Genomic DNA, 19,885 nt, shown 5'->3' with positions numbered 1-19,885 from the left:
CTTTTCATGCAGGGTTTTCCAGACGATCGTAGAGCGTGGCGCGAGAGATGCCCAGCAGCCGCGAAGTCGCCAGCTTGTTGCCCCCTGTCGCCTCCATGGCTGCAGCGATGGCGCGGCGTTCCAATTCGGCCACCTGCTCGGTCAGCGGGCGCAGCAGCAAGGCCTGCGCCTCGGCTTCGTCGTTCGGCATGCGGGCGTAAGCAGGCGGCGCCGCCTCGATCTGCTCGACCCCGCTCTCGCGCATGATGCGTTCGAGCTGCGCCGCGTCGATGCGTTGCGAATCGCTGCGCATGGCCAGTTGTTCCAGCACATTGCGCAGCTCGCGGATGTTGCCGCGCCAATGTTGCGCCGCCAGCAGCGCGAGGGCATCGGGCATCAGCTCCGGCGGCGCTTCCCCGCTGCGCAGCGCCATGTCCTCCCCCAGGACCTCGACCAGCGCCGGGATGTCGGCCCGTCGCTCGCGCAAGGGCGGCACCTTCAAGGGCAGGACGTTGAGGCGGTAGTAAAGGTCCTCGCGGAACCGGCCTTCGCGCACCAGCGCCGGCAGGTCGCGCGAGGTGGCCGCGATCACGCGGGCGTCGAAGGGCACCAGCACGTTGGAGCCGAGCGGCTCGATCTCGCCTTCCTGCAGCGCGCGCAGCAGCTTGGCTTGCAGGCCCGGCGGCATGTCGCCGATCTCGTCCAGGAACAGCGTGCCGCCGTCGGCCAGCTTGAACTTGCCGGTGCGCCCCTTGCGGTCGGCGCCTGTGTAGGCGCCGGGCGCGACGCCGAAGAACTCGGCCTCCAGCAGCGTGTCCGGCACGGCGGCGATGTTCAGGCTGACGAAGGGCCCGTTCGCACGCGCGGACGCCGTGTGAATCGCATGGGCCAGCAGTTCCTTGCCGGTGCCCGTTTCGCCAAGCAGCAAGACCGGGCTGGACGACTGGGCCGCCCGACGCGCATGACGCTTCACGTCCACCGCGGCCGGACTGCTGCCGACGAAACTCGCGAAGGTGTATTTGGCGCGGCGCTGGCCGTCGGGCAGTTGCCGCAGCAAGGGGTTGGCACGCTGGGCGGCCAACTCGCGCCGGGCATCGTCCAGGTCGCGCTGCAGCATCGCGAACTTGCTGATCAGCGGTTGAAGCGTCGTCTCCGGATGGTCGAAGAGCACGATGCCGATCGCACCGATGACTTCGCCCAGCCCATCGCCGCCCTCGCCCTCCTCGTGCAGCGGAATGCGGCTGACCACGAACGTGCCGGCCTTGTTGGTCAGCAAGTCGATCAGGATCGGCTTGCCGGTTTCCAGCACCTGACGCATCTGCGTGTTCGGAATCACCTCCTCGACCATCCGCCCGAGGAACTGGTCGACCGAACTGAACCCCAGGGCCGGAAGGAAACGTTGATAGCCCTCGTTCACCCAGACGATGCGCCCCGTGCGATCGACCAGGAACATGCCCTGGCTGATGCTGGAGAACAAATGAAACATGGAGCGGGACGCGAGTGCGTGGATGGCACTGGCGTCGAGGGGTAGCGGTCGAGGGCTGGGCATGTGGGGCGATTCTAGGAACTGCGGGCGGCAGGCGCCGGCTGGATGCCGTCCGACGCACCTGTGCCGCAAAGGCAGGACGAGCCGCCTTCACACACTTTAATAACCATCAATTACATGAGCAATTATATAAATTGATGTTAATTTGCCGGCTATTTGTTAATACTTTGTCGCCAGAATCATAATATCTTGCCACTCTATAAAAGCGTGTCTAGACTCGCCCCCTCACGGCTCGCCACCCAAGAAAATTCGAGTCTTCGCGATATCAAGTTGGTGATTAGGGATATTCCAAATGACGCTCGACGAGCGCGCGGTCGGCCGAAGTAACAATCTCAATCTGCTTCGTCTGATCGCAGCCTGGATAGTCCTGGCCAGTCACAGCTTTGTCCTTGCAACGGGGGATATTCATGCGGAGCCTTGGCAAACCGTCCTTGGCACCACGCCTGGCGGCATCGCCGTCGATGTCTTTTTCGTCATCAGTGGATTTCTTGTCACCGGAAGTCTTCTTCGCTCCAAAAGCATCTGGGAATTTGCAATTGCACGCGCATTGCGCATCTATCCCGCACTCTGGGTGTCGCTGCTGCTGACCGTCGGAATCATTGGAATAGGGTTCAGCGCCGAACCCACCAGCCAGTATTTCACGCAGCTTCAGACGTGGAAATATCTGCTGAAAAATGCGCTCATGGTCGCAGGTGCCGAGGCCGATTTGCCCGGCGCATTTTTCGACAACAAGGCGCCTGCCGCCGTCAACGGATCACTCTGGACACTCCGGCATGAGTTGCGCCTGTACGCGTTGCTCGGAATTGGCTGGCTATTTCTGGCCGTCACCGCACGGCATCGTCATCACGATTGGATGAGGCGGGCGAGCTTGGTCATCGCCATTGCGTTGATCGTGGCAAGCCTGCGCTCGCCGCAGCATTCGACGTCCCCGGAAATCCTGAAACTCGCCGTGATGTTCTGCAGCGGCATGGTTTACCAACTGTTCCGATCGAAGATTCCACTTTCACCCATGCTTTTTGGCGCAGCAAGCATTTTTCTGGTGGGCGGCGCCATGAATTCGCCAATGGTTTTCAGGTCCATCTACCTGTTCGCCCTGCCCTACGTGACTCTTTTCATCGCGTATTGGCCTGCCAACAAGGCCTTGTTGAAATTCAACGAAATGGGCGACTATTCCTATGGCATCTATATCTATGCGTTTCCCATCCAGCAAATGCTCATGGCAACCATGCCGACACTTTCGGTCTGCGCGCTGACGGCTGCCGCAACGTTCTTTTCGGTGGTCGTGGCCATGATGTCCTGGCATTTCATCGAAGAGCCGGCAATCCTGCAAAAACACCGTCTGACCAAAAAGATCAAGCCAATGAACAAGCTTGCATCGATTCACCCTTTAAATCAACCCTCGGCTGAAAACGGCAATCAATGAAAAAACTCTATGCTGCCGCAGCGTGCGCGCTTCTATTGACTGCCCTGTCGCCTGCGCAATCGAAGGAATGGCGCGTCGGCAAAGGCACGAGTTACAGCCTCGCCGATATCCAATATTCGCTGAAGGCCCAGATCAAACCGGGTGACGTCATCCTCATCACGCCGGGCACCTACGGCGCGGAACCCACCCTCGGATACAACTCTCTGGCCATCAACGGATTTCAGGGCACGGCAAGCAAGCCGATCACGATCAAGGCGGCGAGCAGTACGGCCATGCCTCGCCTGATTGAGGGGATCAGCGTCTTCAACTCGAAATACATCGTCATCCAGCATCTGGATGTCACGCGCAACAACCGGGACACGGCCGCTGCCGCGATCGCCGTATCGGACGGTAGCTCCTACGTCAAGCTATACAACCTGAGCGTGCACAGCGCCTTTGTTGGCGTTTCCTTCGCCGATCCGGGACCGGGAAACTCGATCCAATACAGCCACATCGTCGCCAATGACCACCACGGCATCGCAAGCAAGATATCGGACGATAAAAAGGCAGCCAACAAGCCGATCAATGCCGGCGATGCATCGACCATCGAAAACAACCTTGTCGAAGGCAATGGGGGCCATGGGATCGATATGGAGGCCTCGTACTGGCAGATCCTCAGGAACCAGGTTCTCAACAACGGCCAAGCCTATGGCGGCACGTCCGGCATCCATCTCTTCCGAGTCAACGATCGCCCTGACGACGATCCAGATTGCGACAACAACGAGATTCTTTACAACTATGTGGCCGGACAGAAGGATGAAACGCTTTCCGACGGCAACGGCATTCAGATAGACCACTACTGCGACGGCAACCTGGTCGCGTACAACGTCCTCAAAAACAATGCCGGAGCGGGCATCAGTCTCTTTGTCGGCAAGAACAACGTCATTTCATCCAACACGCTCTACCACAACGCCACCGATAAGAATCGAGTTCCCTACGGCGCGCACCGCGCAGAAATGATTCTCGCAAGCCAGCCAAGCATCTGCCCCAATGACGTCAACGGCACCTGCATTCTTCCTTACGCCCAAATCTCGCCGAACCGAAGCAGCTGGAATTTCATCTACGACAACATCGTGGCTACCAGCGATTCGGATACCAACGGCATTTATGTGACGGATGACTTCAAGGATCCGCAGCGCAACACCAACTTCCTGTACGTCAATTGGTACAGCATTCAAGGCAACGGCGCTCCGCTGCGCTGGGGCAACGAATTGGTCAGAGATGTCGACGCGAAGACCACCACAGGAAATCTTGTTGCGCCGGTTCGTTTCGTCAACAGCGCAGCCACCGACGGCACGGGTTTCAGCTTGGCTGCCGCGCCTCCGAACGGCAATCCCGGATGGGCGCCAGTGCCGCCGCGTGCGGACATGGCGGGCAAATTTCCCCTGCCGGTTGGCACGGGCCTGACTTCGTACTGGGGAGCCTTTTACTTGTGCTCCAACAGCGTATGCGCCAGCAACTAAGGCGCGCCAAAGCGCGTGATGGTCAAGCCAAGGCGTGGTCTCTCGCGTGGCGCACGGTCGCCGCGGGCGCGATCACGTTGATGGCGACCACAGGCCAGGCGCGCGAATCGACGGCCCGAAGCGAGTGCGCGCGGCCTGAAAAGTTGGTCGTCATCGGGAACAGCCTGACCAGGCATCCGCCCAGCGCGCAAGTGCAATGGCCCAACGATTGGGGCATGGCGGCATCGGCCAAGGAGCGCGATTTCGCGCATCTGGTGGCATCGGCCCTGCGCCTGCCGCTGGAGCTTCGCGCCATTCCCGAGTTCGAATCCGCTCCGTCGCAGCACCTCCATCGCATCCCCGAAGTCACCGCCAACGTCGACGACAAGACGCTTGTCGTGGTCGGACTCGGCGACAACGCCAAGAACGAGACGGCGGCCGAATTCGTCAGCAGCTACGGCAAGCTTCTGAAGGCTGCCCACGGCCTGCGCCTGGTTTGCATGTCGACCTGGTGGGGCAACGCTGCTCTGGATCGACAGATGAAAAAGCAATGCGAGGACGGCGGGGGACGCTTCGTGGGCATTGGAGATCTGCGCCAATCTCCGCAAAACCCCGACCAGCAGTCCGGCCCGCAGTACGCCATTGCCGCGGTCAACGACCACCCCCATGACTGGGGCATGGCCCGCATTGCCGAGCGCGTGGTCGCCGCATGGCGTGGCAGCGAGGAAAAAGCCGGCTGTCAGCCGGCTGCGCGCACAGCGCCCTGAAGCGTCAAGTGGTCAGCTTGGCCAGGCCGTCGCTCACGTCCTGCGCACTGCCAGGGCGGACCACCCGGGCGACTTCCTTGCCGTCTTGCAGGAACACCAGGGTCGGCCAGAGCTTGACGCCGAAGCTGCGGCCCAGCGGACGGCCGCTTCCGTCCTCGACCTTGATGTGCCGCAGCCCTGCCTTGTCGGCCAAGGCTTGCGAGATCAGTGGCTGCGCCGCGGCGCAGATGCCGCACCAATTGGCCCCGAACTCCAGCACCGCAGCGCCTTGCAGGCGGTCGATGTCGGAACGTTCGGGTTGCTCGGCGGCGTAGGGTTGGGTGCTCATGCGGCAACCTTAGCGCAGAACGAAGCCCACGCGGTTCGGGGGTGATTCGATCATCACGTTCCCTGCGGCACGGCTTGCCCCAGCGTGGCTGACGACCCTTCCTCCGGCTCAGGCTGCACCGGAAGCATGTCCCCCCACTGCGCCACGCTGTTCGCCAGCGCCTTCATCAGGTCGTCGGCCATGGCCTGCAACAGCCGTCCTTCCCGGGGGTTGAGAACGCGCGGTTCGTTGTCCAAGAGGCACAGGGTGCCGATGACATGCCCGCCTTCCGCCCGCAGCGGCGCGCCGGCATAGAACCGGATGCCTTTCTCGCGCAGCGCGGCGTTGCCGGCAAAGCGCATGTCCTTGGAGACATCGGGCACGATCACCGACTGGGCGTTGGCCACCACGTGCCCGCACAACGAGACGGTTCGATCGATCTCCATGTCTTCGCCACGCACGGTCGGCTTGCCCGAGCCGCGCGGCCAGGCCAGCTTGCCCCACGATCCGCCGATCTGCTGGCGGCTTTCGTCGATCAGCGAGACCATGGCCATCGGCATGTCGAAGATGTCGGCCGCCCTTTGCGCAGCGGCATCGAACAGCGGCTGCGCGCGCGCGTCGAGCGCACCGCTGGCGCGCAGCGCCTGCAGCCGCAATGCATCGGCCTCTGGGACGATGGCCTCCATGAAGCTTTCGGAAAGGCGCGTGCCCATCAGGTCGGAGATGCGCACCACCGCCTCGTCGATGCCACCCACGATCGCGTCGGCGCCCAGCGATTCGGCCGCGTCCTCGCCACGCAGTTCCGGCGACGCGTTCCACAGGCCCAGCACGATCTTCACCTTCGGCCAGCGGCGGCGCAGGCGGCGGCAGAAGTGGCGTGCCTGAATCTCCGGCTGGGGGCTGAAGTACGAGAGGCAGACGCACTGCGCGTCGTGCAGATCCAGACCGTCGATGTGTTCGGCGGTGAGCGTGCTGGCCGCCCGCCAGCCGGCGCCCTGACCTTCGAGCGACAGGGCATGGCCGAGCATGCGCGCAGCGATGTTGTCGACCTCCCACTTGCCGCCGATGCACACCACGTGCGGCGCGGCGTCGCGCACCGGCGCGGGGTGCTCCTCTTCCAGATCGTCGATCAGCGCATACATGCCCGTCACCACGCGATGACGATGCTCCGCCGTGGCAACTCGTCCGTGGTCGATCGACGACATGCGCAGAACCTGCAGCGCCGTCTCGTTGTAGAAGGCGGTGACGCTGCCCTTGTCCACCTGTTCCTCCGCCAGGTCGCCGGCCTCTTCCACGTCGCCGGCGATCAGGCGCTGGTAGATGCGGGTGGGCGTATCCAGCGCCGGGTGGCTTCCCAGCAGCACATCCAGAAAATGCAGCCGCGGCAGATAGCGCCCGATGACCAGCAGGCAGACCGTCAATGGCGTCGACATGATCAGCCCGATGGGCCCCCACAGCGCCGTCCAGAAGATGGCCGCCACGATCAGCGACAGCGCGGACAGGCCAGTGCTGGCGCCATAGAGCCAGGGCTCGACGATGTTGTTGCTGACCAGTTCGAGCACCACGATCAGCCCGATCGTCCAAAGCACCATCGACCAGCCGGGGTCGACCGCGAACGCCAGCGCGATCGGGAATGCCGCCGAGATCATCGGCCCGACATAAGGCACGAAGCGCATCACCGCGGCGATGGCGCCCCACAGCATGAATCCAGGCACGCCGATCAGCCAGAGCCCGGCGGCCATCGGCAAGCCGTAGGTCAGGTTCACGACGAGCTGCATGCCCAGGTATCGGCTGATGCGGCGCGCCGCCTCGTCCATCGCGTCGGTCGATCGGTGAACGCTGCCGCCCCACAGGCGGACCAGTCGGTCGCGCAGGTCCAGCCGGTCCAGCAGGATGAGCACCACAAAGACCAGCACGATGCCCGCCGTGGCGAGCGGCCCGCTGGCCTTGTTCACCCCGTTGATGAGCTGCTCCATGGGCGAAGGCGTCCGCTCGGCGATCACCACGCGCTGGGGCGGCGCCGGCGCAGCCTGGGGTGCGGGTGCCTCTTTCTCGACCTCTTTCTTCACGGTATCGAGCGTCCTCATGGCGCCATCGAACATGCCCGGCTTGTCGAACGCGGCGCGCAGATCCCGCAGCTTGTGGCGGATGTTGGTCTGGTAGGTGGGCAGCTGCGCGCTCAACGCACTGACCTGGTTGCCCAGGAAGAGCCCGCCGAGGCCGAGCATGCCCAGCACCAGCGTCACCACCAGGATGACGGCCGGCGCCCGGGGCAGCCCCCAGCGCTTGAGGCGCACCACCACGGGGTCGAGCAGAAAGCCCAGCAGGAAGGCCAAGGCCAGGGGAATGAGAATGTCGCGCCCGAAATACAGCGCGGCAATGATGGCGGCGCCGGTGAGCAGTCCGGCCATGAGCTTCAGCTCGGGAACGAGCGCGGCCAGGGCGGCCAGCGGATGCGTGGATGCGCCGGGCAAGTCACCCAGCGCCGGCGGCAGCGTGGAACTCCTCGAATCAGGCCCGGCGTCTTGCGCACGTGGGCGCGCGTCGGCATCTTTTGTGGTCATGTTTGCGGCGCCCGGCGGCGCAATTGGTGCGCGTCGAGCCGACACTTTGCCGTCACAACGGTGCAGCGCGGGTCGTCCGCGCCCGCAACGTCGCGTAGGCGCCGGCCGTCATCCGCGGCCTTTTGGCCGCCTTGCCAGGAACCGCCGGAGGATCAGCCGATGGACATGAGCGACGCGTTGCCGCCGGCGGCGGCCGTGTTGGTGCTCACGCTGCGCTCCGCCAGCAGGCGCTCGCCCACATAGCGCGACCGGCCGCTCGCGATGTCGCCGCTGGCCAGGCCCTGAACGCCGACGATCGGGCCGTCGCGCGACGCCACGCGCTGGTTGAGCGCGCGCAGCGCATCAGGGTCGCCTTCGAACATCACGGCGTCGAAACGGGCCGACTCCAGCGCATCGTCGGCCACGAAGGCGCAGGTGGCGCGCTCGGCCTTCGTCAAGCTGGCGACGAAATCCTGCGCCACGGGCCCGTCGAGCCACAAGGCACGGTTGCCCAGCGGATGCAATGTTTCCCACTGCGCTCGCGCGCCTTCGGCCGTGGCCGCCACGCACAGCACCGTGCCGCGCGGCACCAGGCTGTAGACATTGCGCTCGCCGGTCGGACCGGGCAGCACCTGGGCCTGGCCCGGCTGCGCCGCTGGCGCGGGGCCCGCCGCCAACAGGCGGTGGAGGTAAAGCGGCCCGCCCGCCTTGGGGCCGGTGCCCGACAGTCCTTCTCCACCAAAAGGCTGCACCCCAACCACGGCGCCCACCACGTTCCGGTTGACGTAGACATTGCCAGCGTGGATGCGCGAAACCACCTGCGCGATCGTCTCGTCGATGCGCGTGTGCAGGCCGAAAGTCAAGCCGTAGCCGGTGCCGTTGATGGCGTCGATCAACTCCGGCAGGCCGTCGCGCTTGTAGCGCAGCACATGCAGCACGGGGCCGAAGACTTCGCGTTCGAGCTGCGCGGGGCTGTCGATCTCGATCAGCGTCGGGGCGACGAAGCTGCCGTGCACGCAAACCTGCGGCAGCGGCAGGCGCTCGACCTGGCAGCCGGCAGACTGCATGGCCGCCACGTGGCGCTCGATGACGTCGCGCGCGCCGTCGTCGATCACCGGGCCGACGTCGACCGAAAGGCGATCGGGGTTGCCCACCGCCAGTTCGCGCATCGCGCCGCGCAGCATGGCAAGCAGCCGGTCGGCCACTTCCTCCTGCACGCACAGCAGTCGCAATGCCGAGCAACGCTGGCCGGCGGAGTCGAACGCGGACTGAAGCACATCCAGAACCACCTGTTCGGCCAGCGCGGACGAGTCGACCACCATCGCGTTCTGGCCACCGGTTTCGGCGATGAGGGGAATGGTGTGGCCGTGATCGTCCAGACGCGAGGCCAGCGTGCGCGAGATGTGGCGCGCCACCTCGGTCGAGCCGGTGAACATCACGCCGCGAACGCGGGCATCGCCCACAAGACGCGCGCCCACGGTCTCGCCTTGTCCGGGAAGCAATTGAACGGCGGCCGGCGGCACGCCGGCTTCGTGCAGCAGGTCGATCATGCGCGCTGCCACCAGCGGTGTCTGCTCCGCCGGCTTGGCGAGCACCACATTGCCGGCAGCCAGCGCGGCCGCCACCTGGCCGGTGAAGATCGCCAGCGGGAAGTTCCAGGGGCTGATGCAGGTCACCAGGCCCAGCGGGCGGCTGGGCGCTCCGCCCAGTTCATCGCGCGCCTGCGCCGCGTAGTAGCGCAGGAAGTCGACCGCCTCGCGCACTTCGGCGATGGCGTTGTTCAGCGTCTTGCCGACTTCGCGCACGATCAGGCCGAGCAGCGGCTGCATCTGCGCTTCCAGCGCCTGGGCAGCGCGCTCCAGGCATTCGGCACGCTGTTCGACCGGGGTCGATTGCCAGATGGGTGCCTCGCCCGCGGCGGCGGCCAATGCCTGTTCGACTTCTTCGGGCGTCGCCTCGATCACATGGCCGACCACGTCGCGCCGGTCGGACGGGTTGCGCACCGGCTGCGAGCGCCCGTCGTCCCAGGTCGTGCCGGTGGGCGCGGCGCGCCAGGCCTGGCCCGTGCCGCCGAGCAGCGCGGCCGACAGCGATGCGAGTCGCTGTTCGTTCGACAGGTCCAAGCCCTGCGAATTGGCGCGACCCTGCCCTTCGCCGTTGCAAAACAGGTTGACCGGCAAGGGTATGCGCTCGTGCATCGCACCCACGGGGGTGATGCGGGAGGCCGCCTCGACCGGATCGGCGATGAGCGATTCCACCGACACCTTTGGATCGGCAATCTGGTTGACGAAGGACGTGTTGGCGCCGTTTTCCAACAGGCGCCGCACCAGGTAGGCCAGCAGCGTCTCGTGCGTGCCCACCGGCGCGTAGATGCGGCAGGGCCGCGCCAGCTTGCCTTCCGACACCGGGCCGGTCACCTCTTCGTAAAGTGGCTCGCCCATGCCGTGCAGGCACTGGAACTCGTACTGGCCGGGGTAGTAGTTCTGGCCCGCCATCTGATGAATGGCGGCCAGCGTGTAGGCGTTGTGCGTGGCGAACTGCGGATACACCTGCTGCGGCGCTGCCAGCAGGCGACGCGCGCAGGCCAGGTACGACACATCGGTGTGCACCTTGCGCGTGAAGACCGGATAGTCCTCCAGCCCATCGACCTGAGCGCGCTTGATCTCGCTGTCCCAATAGGCGCCCTTGACCAGCCGCACCATGAGCCGCCGACCACTGCGCTGTGCCAGCTCGATCAGGTGATCGATCACGTAGGGGCAGCGCTTCTGGTACGCCTGAACCACGAAGCCGATGCCGTTCCAGCCCTGCAACTGCGCGTCGAAGCACAGCGCTTCGAGCAGGTCCAGCGACAACTCCAGCCGGTCGGCTTCTTCAGCGTCGATGTTCAGGCCGATGTCGTAGCGCCGCGCCAGCAGCGCCAGTTCGCGCACGCGCGGCAGCAGTTCGGACATGACCCGCTCGTGCTGGGCACGGGCATAGCGCGGATGCAGCGCCGACAGCTTGATCGAGATGCCCGGCCCCTCGTAGATGCCGCGGCCCGCACTGGAGCGGCCGATGGCGTGAATGGCCTGCTCGTACAGCGCGTAGTAGCGCTGTGCGTCGTCGGCCGTGGTCGCGGCCTCGCCGAGCATGTCGTACGAATAGCGAAAGCCCTTGGCCTCGTACTTGCGGCTGTTGGCCAGCGCGGCGGAGATGGTCTCGCCCGTCACGAACTGCTCGCCCATCACGCGCATGGCCATGTCCACGCCCTTGCGGATGAGCGGCTCGCCGCCCTTGCCGATCAGGCGCGACAGCGCGCTGCCCAGCGACTTCTCGCTGCTCGTGCCGACCAGCTTGCCGGTGAGCATCAGGCCCCACGTGGCCGCGTTGACGAACAGCGATGGCGAGTGGCCCACGTGCGAATGCCAGTCACCCTGGCTGATCTTGTCGCGGATCAGCGCGTCGCGCGTCGCCCGATCGGGAATGCGCAGCAGCGCCTCGGCCAGGCACATGAGGGCCACGCCCTCCTGGCTGGAGAGGGAGAACTCCTGCAGCAAGCCTTCGACGCCACCGGTCGCGCGCTTGTTGCGAAGCGCCGTCACCAGCTTGTGCGCCAGTTCAGAAGCGCCCTTGGCCTGGGCCTGAGGCAGGCGCGCCTGGGCGATCAGCATCGGCACGCACTCTTCTTCCGGACGCCGGTAGGCCGCGGTGATCGCGGCGCGCCGGACCGACTGCGGCGCCACCGATTGCGCAAACTCCAAAAAAGGTTGCACCATTGGATTGGGCTCGAAGATCTGGGTTGCACCTTCGAGGTTGGCCGGGCCATCCAGCGCGCTGCCCAGCTCGCCCGCGCCGAGCACGCGGCCTGCGATCAGGCCCCCTTCCACACGCTCGATCGCACCCAGGACGGCTTGCTTGATGAACCAGTGTGGCGTGCGACCGAGGGCTTCCGCCGAGGCACGCAAACGGTTGCGAAACTCCTCGTCAACCTTGATCCCGAGTGTGGTGAGGCCCATGTCTGCCGTCCGTGTTTGATTGGCGGCGACTATAACCGAAGGTGCAACCCGTAGAAAAGAAAGGTGCAACCCATTGCGGATCCGCTCAAATCGGTCCTTGCCGTCCGATCAATGCGCGGGTTTGCGAGGGTGCTCGAAGAAGAAGCGCAGCATCTCCTCGGTTGCGTCTGGGCCGGACGCGTCGGTGTACGAGCCTTGTGGACTGCCGCCAAACCAGGCGTGAGATCCGCCGTGCACGACCCAGTGCTCAGCCAATACGCGCCCGTCTGCATGGCAATGCAAATGTCGCGTGGCATGGCGCCGCCCTGCCCCCTGTACATGCTCCGTTTCGCTCGGCTCGACCTGGCCGGTCGCCGAAAACACCACGCTCGCGCCGTTCCTTGCGTGGACCGTCGAGTCGGCATCGCCATGAAAAACGATCGTCGGAACGCCGCTGCCCCCGCCTGCAGCGGGTTTTGGACTCGCCGTCGCGCCCTTCATGGCAGCCAATGCGCTGGGCAGGTCGGCCGCAGCATTGGCTGCCAGGCCGGAATGCACACCGACGGCCGCAAACAACTCGGGGTACAGCTCGCCGACGATGGCCGCCATGGCCCCGCCTGCTGACAGCCCGGCCACATAGACCCGATCGGCATCCACACGGTGCCTTGCCATCACCTCGCGCGTCATCGCCGCGATGAGGCCCGGCTCGCCACGGTCTCGCTGCTGGTGCGTGTGCTTGAACCAGTTCCAGCAGCCTTGCGGATTGGCCTTTCTGGATTGCGCGGGATACAGCACGTAGAAGCCTTGCGCCAAGGCTGCGTCGTTCATGGCCGTGCCGGCAGCGAAATCGTCCGGGTTCTGCGTGCAGCCATGCAGCATCACGACCAGCGGCAAGGGCCGCTCCCCGGCCTGCGGCGGAACGAAGAGCTTGTAGTCACGCTGGGTGCCACCTTGCGCCAGAGTGTGCGTCGAAAAGCTGCTGCGCCCGAGCGGTGCAGGCTCCGAACTGTCCGGCTCGAGTTGCGCGCGCTCGGGCGCGACATTGGGAATCTCGCGGGCCTGCACGTCGATGATTTCGCCGGGCTCGTCGGCGGCGCCGGGCGCATGAGGCGAAGGGGGCGTGTCTGGCGTCTGAAGAAGTGCCGCCTGAATCGCTGCGGTTGCAGCGCGCAGATCCCCTGCGCGGGTAAGGTGGGTCGCTTGCGCCAGGAGTTGCTGGAACTTGGGGTTCATGTTGGTGTCCGGTTGGTTCAACGAATGCGTTCTGCAAGGGCCTTCTTGACGGCGGCACTCGCATGCAGGGCGCCAAGCACGGTGATGGATTCGATCGTCGCCAGGGCCAGCTCAGGCGTCACGTCAGGTGCGATCACCGCAAGCCCAAGCACGCGGATCTGGATCGTCTGCTTGGCTTCCTGCAACGCATGCAGTTCGTCTGCGCCGAAGGTCTGTATGCCGAGCACAAGCGACTTGCGCGCTACGGTCTGGCGCACGAAGTCCGTCTGCGTTGCCAGGTGGTTGCGGATGGCTGTCCGGATGAGATCGGTGCGGTTGGCGTAGAAGCCCTCCTGGACCAGCAGGTCGATCTGACCCAGGTCCACACAACCGATGTTGATGGTGATCTTCTCGTCGCCAGGCTTGTTGGCGGTGGCGACGGCGTGGCTGCGTTTTGGCATTTTGCCATCTTAGCACCATCCACTTGGATGGCAAATGGCTGGTTATTCCCCTCGCGAAAGTGCGGCGAATGCCGCCCTGCGGCAAATTCCTACTGCAGTGCAGCATGAAGGATGGCGCCCCGGAACGCCGCCTCTGCCCATCATGGCGGCCACCATCTCGCCAGGCGTTCCATCCGATGAAGCTCTTCAACTGCAGCCACTGCGGCAACCGCGTTTTCTTCGAGAACGACCATTGCGATGTCTGCCAGAAGCTCCTCGGCTTCTCGGCGGACGAAATGAAGATGGTGGCTTTCGAAGAATCACCAGAATCACCAGAATCGGCACAAGGCCCCATCCAGCGCTGTGGCGCACCTGAGCAGGCCCTGCCCTTGCGCGCGTGTGCCAACCGCGCGTCGGGGGTGTGCAACTGGCTCCTGCCGCACGACGCCGACCATCAGTACTGCATCTCTTGCAGAACCACGCACACCATTCCGGCCCTGTCGAAGCCGCAGAACCTCGAGTACTGGATCAAGCTCGAGCGCGCCAAGCGGCACTTGGTGTTCACGCTGCTCGAGTTGGGCTTGCCCGTCCCAAACAAGGTCGAAGACCCAGCCAATGGCCTGTCCTTCGAATTCCTGGAAGACGTGAGCCCCGAGGCGCGCGTGCTCACCGGGCACGACGAAGGCGTCATCACCCTGAACATCGCGGAAGCGGACGACGCCCGCCGCGAAGACATCCGCACCCGGATGCACGAGCCGTACAGGACGCTGCTGGGCCACTTCCGGCACGAGATCGGTCACTACTACTGGGATCGGCTCGTTCGTGACACGCCCTGGATCGACGGCTTCAGGGAGCGATTTGGCGACGAGCGCGCTGACTATGCACAGGCCTTGCAGCGCCACTACGCATCCCCACGGGCCGACTGGGCCGAAGACTGCGTGAGCGTCTACGCCAGCTCGCACCCCTGGGAAGACTGGGCAGAGACCTGGGCGCACTACCTGCATCTTGTCGATGGCCTGGAAACCGCCGCGGCGTGGGGATTGCGGCTCGACCACGCCGTGCCCACCGGGCCGGCGTTGCAGGCGCGCCCTGTCGATCCCGATGACGAGCAGTTTGTCGCGACCGTCATCGAGCAGTGGCTTCCGGTGTCGCAGTTCATCAACGCCATGGACCGCAGCCTCGGCTCACTGGACAGCTACCCCTTCGTGATCGTCGAGCCGGTCGTGCAGAAGCTGGCCTTCGTGCACCAGGTGGTGCACCACGCCACGCACGGTCTCAGCCCCATGAATTTCGCCGTCCCCACGCCTGCCAACCAGCCCACTGCCGCCCAATGACCACTCAGAGCTTCAGCATCGAGGAAGGTGTATCTCACCCGCTGGGTGCCAGCTACACCGGCACCGGCGTCAACTTCGCGGTGTTCTCGGCCCATGCCACCCGCGTGGAGGTCTGTCTGTTCGACGAGGCGGGCGAAAACGAAATCGGGCGCGTGACCTTGCCCGAGTACACCGATGAGGTCTGGCACGGCTTCGTGCCCGGGCTCGCTCCGGGGGCGCGCTACGGCCTGCGGGTGCACGGCCCGTACGAGCCGGAGAACGGACATCGCTTCAATCACCACAAGCTTCTGCTCGACCCGTATGCCAAGGCCCACATGGGCGAGCTGCAATGGAGCCCGGAGCTCTTCGGCTACACCGTCGGCCATCCGGATGGCGACCTGAGCTTCGACGAACGCGACAGCGCGCACCTGGTGCCCAAATGCGTCGTGGTCGATTCGCGCTTTGCCTGGGAGCAGACGGAGGGCCCGCGCGTTCCCTGGGAGCGCACCATCGTCTACGAAACGCATGTGCGCGGCCACACCATGCGCCACCCCGGCGTGCCGGAGGCGCTGCGCGGAACCTTCGCCGGCTTTGCGCAGGACGAAGTGCTGCGGCACATACGCGAGCTGGGCGTGACCAGCATCGAGCTGCTGCCGGTGCACCGCTACGTTTCGCAGTCTTTTCTGGAAGAGCGCGGACTGAAGAACTACTGGGGCTACGACACGCTGGGCTTTTTCGCGCTCAAGCCACGCTACCTGCATGAGCCGAGCATCGACGAGTTCAAGCACATGGTGGAGCGCATCCACCACCATGGGCTGGAGCTGATCCTCGACGTGGTCTACAACCACACGCCCGAAGGCAACGAGCTGGGCCCCACGCTCAGCTTCAAGGGCATCGACAACGCGAGCTACTACCGCTTGATGCCCAAAGGCGAGGCGACCGGCCCGCGCTACTACATCAACGACACGGGCACCGGCAACACGCTCAACCTGAGCCATCCGCGCGTCCTGCAGATGGTGACCGACAGCCTGCGCTACTGGGTCACCGAGATGCACGTGGACGGCTTCCGGTTCGACCTGGCCACCATCCTCGCGCGCGAACCCTACGGCTTCGACGAAGGCGGGGGCTTTCTGGACAGCTGCCGACAAGACCCGGTGCTTTCCAGCGTCAAGCTCATTGCGGAGCCCTGGGACTGCGGGCCGGGCGGCTACCAGGTGGGTGGCTTTCCGCCGGGCTGGGCTGAATGGAACGACCGCTTCCGCGACACGGTGCGTGCGTTCTGGAAAGGCGACGAAGGCATGGCGCCCGCCCTGGCCAATTGCATGAGCGCCAGCGCGGACCCTTTCAACCACCGCGGTCGCCGGCCTTGGGCCAGCGTGAACTTCATCAGCGCGCACGACGGCTTCACGCTGGCGGATCTCACCAGCTACAACGGCAAGCACAACGAAGCGAATGGCGAGGACAACCGCGACGGCCATTCCGACAACCGCAGTTGGAACTGCGGCGCAGAAGGGCCGACCGACGAACCGGTTGTGCTGGCCCTGCGAGCCCGACAGCGCCGCAACCTGCTGGGCACGCTGCTGCTCGCCCAAGGAACACCCATGCTGCTGGGCGGCGACGAATTCGGTCGCACCCAGAATGGCAACAACAACGCGTACTGCCAGGACAACGAGATCTCGTGGTTCGACTGGGAGGCCATCGACGCGGCCGGCCGGGCGCAGATTGCCTTCGTGCAACGTCTGCTGCAGCTGCGCGATGCCTTGCCGGTGCTGCGTCGAAACCGTTTTGCGACAGGCCAGCTTGACGAAGAACTTTCGGTGAAAGACTTGTGCTGGCTCGCACCCGACGGCAGCGAGATGGGCCCGGAACAGTGGAACGATCCTCGGACGCGCAGCTTTGGAATGCTGCTCGACGGCCGCGCACGTGCCACCGCCATTGCCCGCCACGGCGCCGACCACAGCGTGCTGCTGGTGTTCAACGCCTGGGAAGATGCAGTCGACTTCACACTGGTCGCACCCAGCACGCCAGGCGCGTGGGTGCTCGAACTGGACACCGCGCAGGACGCGCTCGCGCCAGGTGGCCGCTTCGACACAGGCACCACTTACACGGTCACCGGCCGATCGCTGCTGCTCTTTCGCTCGGAGTGATCGCTGCCGGTGGCATCGCAGCAAGAGGGCACGTTTTGGACTGCCCAGGCTCGTGCGCGTTAGCGATGAGTGTTCGCGCGCTGGGGATGGCGAGTTGTTCAGCAGCCATTCATTTTGGCCGCCAAGAATGCCGCCGCCGCCCCCGCATTCGATACCGTGCCCATTCACCCGCGCTTCCAAACGTTCGTCATCAACCTGGACCGTTCGCCCGATCGCCTCAGTGCGATGGGCCAACGCCTGTCCCGCGCTGGCCTGCCGTGGATACGTGTGCCAGCGATCGACGGCAGCACCTTGGATCTTTCGTGCACCCCAGAGGTGGACTCGACAGGGTACCGTCGCAACCACGGCAAGCACTTGAACGCCGCCGAGGTCGGCTGCTACCTTTCCCACGTGAGGGCACTGCGAGAATTTCTTTCAGGGCCTTGGAGCTGGGCCCTGGTGCTCGAGGACGACGCCGACTTTCCTGACGATTTTCAGCACTTGCTGAGCCGCCTGATCAGCCTCAACGACGAGTGGGACGTCGTCAAGCTTTCCAGCTTTCACTCCGGGACCCCGGTTCGCATTGAAGACCTGTCCGAGCACTATGCGTTGGCCGTACCCTTGTCGCGCCTGATGAACTCGAACAGCATTCTGTTCAACCGACGGGCCGCCGAGGTTCTGGTGGAAAGACTCCTTCCCATGCAGCTGCCCTACGATCACGCGCTGGAGCGGGCATGGCTCTTCGGTCTGAAGCTGCGAACGGTTACTCCATCGCCCTGTCCGTCAGACACCAACCTGGTGAGCACCATCGGCGATCGGCAGCGCTTGAAGCTGTTCAAGTTGCGCTGGTATCGGCGCGGGCCCGCCATGATCTTCAGGGCTCGAACCGAACTCATGCGCGTGTACTTTGGTGGCGTTCACGCCCTGCATGCGCATTCGAGCAGGTTGCGATGGGGGACGATCGGTCGCGTGTTGCGCATGCCCATCGCATGGATCGCCATTGGGCTGGTCGCGCTTCTTTCGATGGCCTCTGATCTATGAAGTGCCAGGGAACATTCGCAGGTTCGCGATCGCTGCGCAAGCGGAACATCGGAAGAGTTCCAAGGCCGAATGAGCGCTGGTTCCGCCTAGGGCACTGACCGGACGTTGCCGCGATACCGTCGGTCGACTCGTTTGCGCCCGCTGCAGACATCGGGACTTCTTGAAAGCGGACCTACGTTCAATGTCCGGAACGGAGCTTCAGGTACAGCCGCTGTGGGCCCTGAGCGGACCCCAAGCGGTTCGGACCAAGCTGTCATTCCCAACTCGCAACAGGTGTTCCCCGCGTTGTCAGCAGCGGTGAAAGGCGAAGCTATCGAACCAGTTCGAAGTCTCCCGGCTTCCAGCTTCTATCGAAGGCCCCTTGCTCAGGCCCATAGATACGGAAGTACGTGAACCAGCCTTTGCCGGGGGTGGTTTTGAGCCAGCGAGCCTCGTGTCCGGGGGGAGGTTTGGGGCCGAAGTACAGGTCGACGGAACCACCCGTGGCATCCTTGAGTTCGACCATCGAGCGCAGTGCCGCCTTTCCCTGGTCAGTGAGCAATTCGCTTCGCGTATGCGGGTCGTAAAGGGTGACCGACCAAAAGAGCTTGCCCGGCACCGGCAAGGGCACCGTGAGCTTGTACGTCTTGGCGCCGTCCAGGTAGGCTCCGGAAGCATCTCGCGTACCAAGCCAGTAGAGCGACCCGGCGGCGGCTGTGCGCCTGAACATCGCCGGCGACTCGATTTGCGCTTGGTAGAACCACTTCGCTCGAGCGTCTAGGTCTTTGTAGGTGGGCAGGTCAAACGTACCGTTCTCGGGCCTCAGCGTCGCCCACTCCCACTTTCGGTCCGGCCACATGACGCGGTCTGGCCTGCGGTCAGCGAACGACTGCACTCGCATCTGAGCATTGGCGATTCGAGCGGCTTTCTCGAGGATGGCTGTCATGCGCGCATCCGGTTCGAACGGCTTGCCTTTCTCGATACCCAGAGCCGCAAGCTCCCCGTAGTTCATTCGATAGGCTTCATATGGCGGCTCAGCGTCAATCAATTGATGCAAGCGCTTCCAGTAGCCGATGTTGTTCTCCCACGGTCCCGGCGTGAACTCCCCCGGTCGGTCGCCGATGGGCGCCCAGGCGAGTTCAGGCCAGTCGGCCGGCCGGTTGAGCGGATAGAACTTGATGGTCTTGAGCCTCGCGATGGCCCCGTCCACGTCGCCATTCGCGGGAATGACGCGCATCAACATGAGGGCCCGGTTGGACGTGGCAGTCGCCACATAGTAGCCAGCCGGCACGTCGCCCTTGTAACCGGGAGGGAGAATCAAGTGCTTGCCTCCCTTCCCCTCATCGGGCCCTGGGAGACCCATGTCCATCACCCATCGCTGGTTCATATCGTTGACCACGCAGATGAGCGGACCAGGAGGCAACTCCACCACCATCGGGCCGCTGGACAGGTCCACATTGATACCAGCGTAGGGAGTATCCGAGTTCGGGGTGAACACGGTCTGGTAGGGACTTCCCATCAAAAGCATGGCCGTCTTGTTCGGCACGAGGCCGGCCTTCTCATTCCCATCCCAGGTGGCAGCAATCGACACCGATGGATAGAAGAACTTGTAGGTTTGGATGGCACGCGTCAGGTCGGCATCGTCATATGCCTTCCTCACCGTGGCCGGCGTTGGGAAGCCGCCCTTGAACTGGTAGCCCTCCTGGCCGATGGCAGGTCCCAAAGGCAGCAGTGCTGCCATGACCATCAGATAC

General features: G+C 64.4%; 14 protein-coding genes. 6 read left to right on the top strand and 8 right to left on the bottom strand.

The genetic code is table 11. The annotated features are described in order from the left end of the window. Positions 1–4 precede the first annotated feature (4 nt). Entirely contained in the window at positions 5–1,528 is a 1,524-nt protein-coding gene (locus QTH91_RS06745) for a sigma-54 interaction domain-containing protein (RefSeq protein ID WP_286659233.1), read from the bottom strand. A gap of 289 nt (positions 1,529–1,817) precedes the next feature. Between QTH91_RS06745 and QTH91_RS06740 the strand changes: the two genes are divergently transcribed. After that, positions 1,818–2,948, top strand: coding sequence for an acyltransferase family protein (locus QTH91_RS06740; protein WP_286659232.1), 1,131 nt, complete (start codon positions 1,818–1,820; stop codon positions 2,946–2,948). Then, positions 2,945–4,450 carry a right-handed parallel beta-helix repeat-containing protein gene (locus tag QTH91_RS06735; RefSeq protein ID WP_286659231.1) on the top strand — a complete coding sequence of 502 codons (1,506 nt, stop codon included), beginning with the start codon at positions 2,945–2,947 and terminating at the stop codon, positions 4,448–4,450. The genes QTH91_RS06740 and QTH91_RS06735 overlap by 4 nt, the downstream gene beginning before the upstream one ends. 22 nt (positions 4,451–4,472) lie before the next feature. Here the strand turns inward: QTH91_RS06735 and QTH91_RS06730 are convergent, their stop codons facing one another. Then, on the bottom strand, positions 4,473–4,667 hold the full coding sequence (locus QTH91_RS06730) for a hypothetical protein (RefSeq protein ID WP_286659230.1): 195 nt from the start codon (positions 4,665–4,667) through the stop codon (positions 4,473–4,475). On the opposite strand from QTH91_RS06730, the gene QTH91_RS06725 reads away from it, so the two are divergent. Next, on the top strand, positions 4,666–5,196 hold the full coding sequence (locus tag QTH91_RS06725) for a hypothetical protein (protein ID WP_286659229.1): 531 nt from the start codon (positions 4,666–4,668) through the stop codon (positions 5,194–5,196). The genes QTH91_RS06730 and QTH91_RS06725 overlap by 2 nt on opposite strands. A gap of 4 nt (positions 5,197–5,200) precedes the next feature. Here the strand turns inward: QTH91_RS06725 and QTH91_RS06720 are convergent, their stop codons facing one another. From QTH91_RS06720 to QTH91_RS06700, 5 genes are all read right to left on the bottom strand, one after another. Next, the gene (locus QTH91_RS06720) at positions 5,201–5,524 is read right to left on the bottom strand and encodes a thioredoxin family protein (RefSeq protein ID WP_286659228.1); all 324 of its coding nucleotides are present in this window, start codon (positions 5,522–5,524) and stop codon (positions 5,201–5,203) included. Positions 5,525–5,577: 53 nt separating this feature from the next. Further along, positions 5,578–8,067, bottom strand: coding sequence for an AI-2E family transporter (locus QTH91_RS06715; protein WP_286659227.1), 2,490 nt, complete (start codon positions 8,065–8,067; stop codon positions 5,578–5,580). 152 nt (positions 8,068–8,219) lie between these two features. Further along, positions 8,220–12,041 (bottom strand): trifunctional transcriptional regulator/proline dehydrogenase/L-glutamate gamma-semialdehyde dehydrogenase, encoded by a 3,822-nt coding sequence (gene putA / locus QTH91_RS06710; protein WP_286659226.1) that lies wholly within the window; start codon positions 12,039–12,041, stop codon positions 8,220–8,222. Between the two features lie 108 nt (positions 12,042–12,149). Beyond that, positions 12,150–13,253, bottom strand: coding sequence for an extracellular catalytic domain type 1 short-chain-length polyhydroxyalkanoate depolymerase (locus QTH91_RS06705; RefSeq protein WP_286659225.1), 1,104 nt, complete (start codon positions 13,251–13,253; stop codon positions 12,150–12,152). A 17-nt stretch (positions 13,254–13,270) separates the two neighbouring features. Then, positions 13,271–13,693, bottom strand: coding sequence for a ribbon-helix-helix domain-containing protein (locus QTH91_RS06700; RefSeq protein ID WP_286659224.1), 423 nt, complete (start codon positions 13,691–13,693; stop codon positions 13,271–13,273). A 176-nt stretch (positions 13,694–13,869) separates the two neighbouring features. Between QTH91_RS06700 and QTH91_RS06695 the strand changes: the two genes are divergently transcribed. The 3 genes from QTH91_RS06695 (at position 13,870) to QTH91_RS06685 (ending at position 18,152) form a co-directional block, all read left to right on the top strand. Then, positions 13,870–15,006, top strand: coding sequence for a zinc-binding metallopeptidase family protein (locus tag QTH91_RS06695; protein ID WP_286659223.1), 1,137 nt, complete (start codon positions 13,870–13,872; stop codon positions 15,004–15,006). Then, entirely contained in the window at positions 15,003–17,132 is a 2,130-nt protein-coding gene (gene glgX / locus QTH91_RS06690) for a glycogen debranching protein GlgX (RefSeq protein WP_286659222.1), read from the top strand. Before QTH91_RS06695 ends, glgX begins: the two co-directional genes overlap by 4 nt. A 69-nt stretch (positions 17,133–17,201) precedes the next feature. Next, the gene (locus QTH91_RS06685) at positions 17,202–18,152 is read left to right on the top strand and encodes a glycosyltransferase family 25 protein (protein ID WP_286659221.1); all 951 of its coding nucleotides are present in this window, start codon (positions 17,202–17,204) and stop codon (positions 18,150–18,152) included. Positions 18,153–18,462: 310 nt separating this feature from the next. Here QTH91_RS06685 and QTH91_RS06680 read toward each other — a convergent pair whose 3' ends face one another. Beyond that, complete coding sequence (locus QTH91_RS06680; protein ID WP_286659220.1) at positions 18,463–19,872, bottom strand: DUF1254 domain-containing protein; 1,410 nt, start codon at positions 19,870–19,872, stop codon at positions 18,463–18,465. Positions 19,873–19,885: the final 13 nt, after the last annotated feature.

Source organism: Variovorax dokdonensis (genome assembly GCF_030316895.1).
In the GTDB taxonomy this organism is placed as follows: Bacteria; Pseudomonadota; Gammaproteobacteria; order Burkholderiales; family Burkholderiaceae_C; genus Variovorax; species Variovorax dokdonensis.
Note: the sequence above shows the minus strand (reverse complement) of the source record. Positions and strands in the feature narration are given on the sequence as shown.

What these genes read in the sequence shown, in the direction of transcription:
- QTH91_RS06695 (WP_286659223.1), top strand. Translation starts at nt 13,870, where the DNA reads ATGAAGCTCTTCAACTGCAGCCACTGCGGCAACCGCGTTTTCTTCGAG.
- putA (WP_286659226.1), bottom strand. Translation starts at nt 12,041, where the DNA reads ATGGGCCTCACCACACTCGGGATCAAGGTTGACGAGGAGTTTCGCAAC.
- QTH91_RS06735 (WP_286659231.1), top strand. Translation starts at nt 2,945, where the DNA reads ATGAAAAAACTCTATGCTGCCGCAGCGTGCGCGCTTCTATTGACTGCC.
- QTH91_RS06705 (WP_286659225.1), bottom strand. Translation starts at nt 13,253, where the DNA reads ATGAACCCCAAGTTCCAGCAACTCCTGGCGCAAGCGACCCACCTTACC.
- QTH91_RS06720 (WP_286659228.1), bottom strand. Translation starts at nt 5,524, where the DNA reads ATGAGCACCCAACCCTACGCCGCCGAGCAACCCGAACGTTCCGACATC.
- QTH91_RS06740 (WP_286659232.1), top strand. Translation starts at nt 1,818, where the DNA reads ATGACGCTCGACGAGCGCGCGGTCGGCCGAAGTAACAATCTCAATCTG.
- QTH91_RS06745 (WP_286659233.1), bottom strand. Translation starts at nt 1,528, where the DNA reads ATGCCCAGCCCTCGACCGCTACCCCTCGACGCCAGTGCCATCCACGCA.
- glgX (WP_286659222.1), top strand. Translation starts at nt 15,003, where the DNA reads ATGACCACTCAGAGCTTCAGCATCGAGGAAGGTGTATCTCACCCGCTG.
- QTH91_RS06730 (WP_286659230.1), bottom strand. Translation starts at nt 4,667, where the DNA reads ATGCCCCAATCGTTGGGCCATTGCACTTGCGCGCTGGGCGGATGCCTG.
- QTH91_RS06715 (WP_286659227.1), bottom strand. Translation starts at nt 8,067, where the DNA reads ATGACCACAAAAGATGCCGACGCGCGCCCACGTGCGCAAGACGCCGGG.
- QTH91_RS06725 (WP_286659229.1), top strand. Translation starts at nt 4,666, where the DNA reads ATGGCGGCATCGGCCAAGGAGCGCGATTTCGCGCATCTGGTGGCATCG.
- QTH91_RS06680 (WP_286659220.1), bottom strand. Translation starts at nt 19,872, where the DNA reads ATGGCAGCACTGCTGCCTTTGGGACCTGCCATCGGCCAGGAGGGCTAC.
- QTH91_RS06700 (WP_286659224.1), bottom strand. Translation starts at nt 13,693, where the DNA reads ATGCCAAAACGCAGCCACGCCGTCGCCACCGCCAACAAGCCTGGCGAC.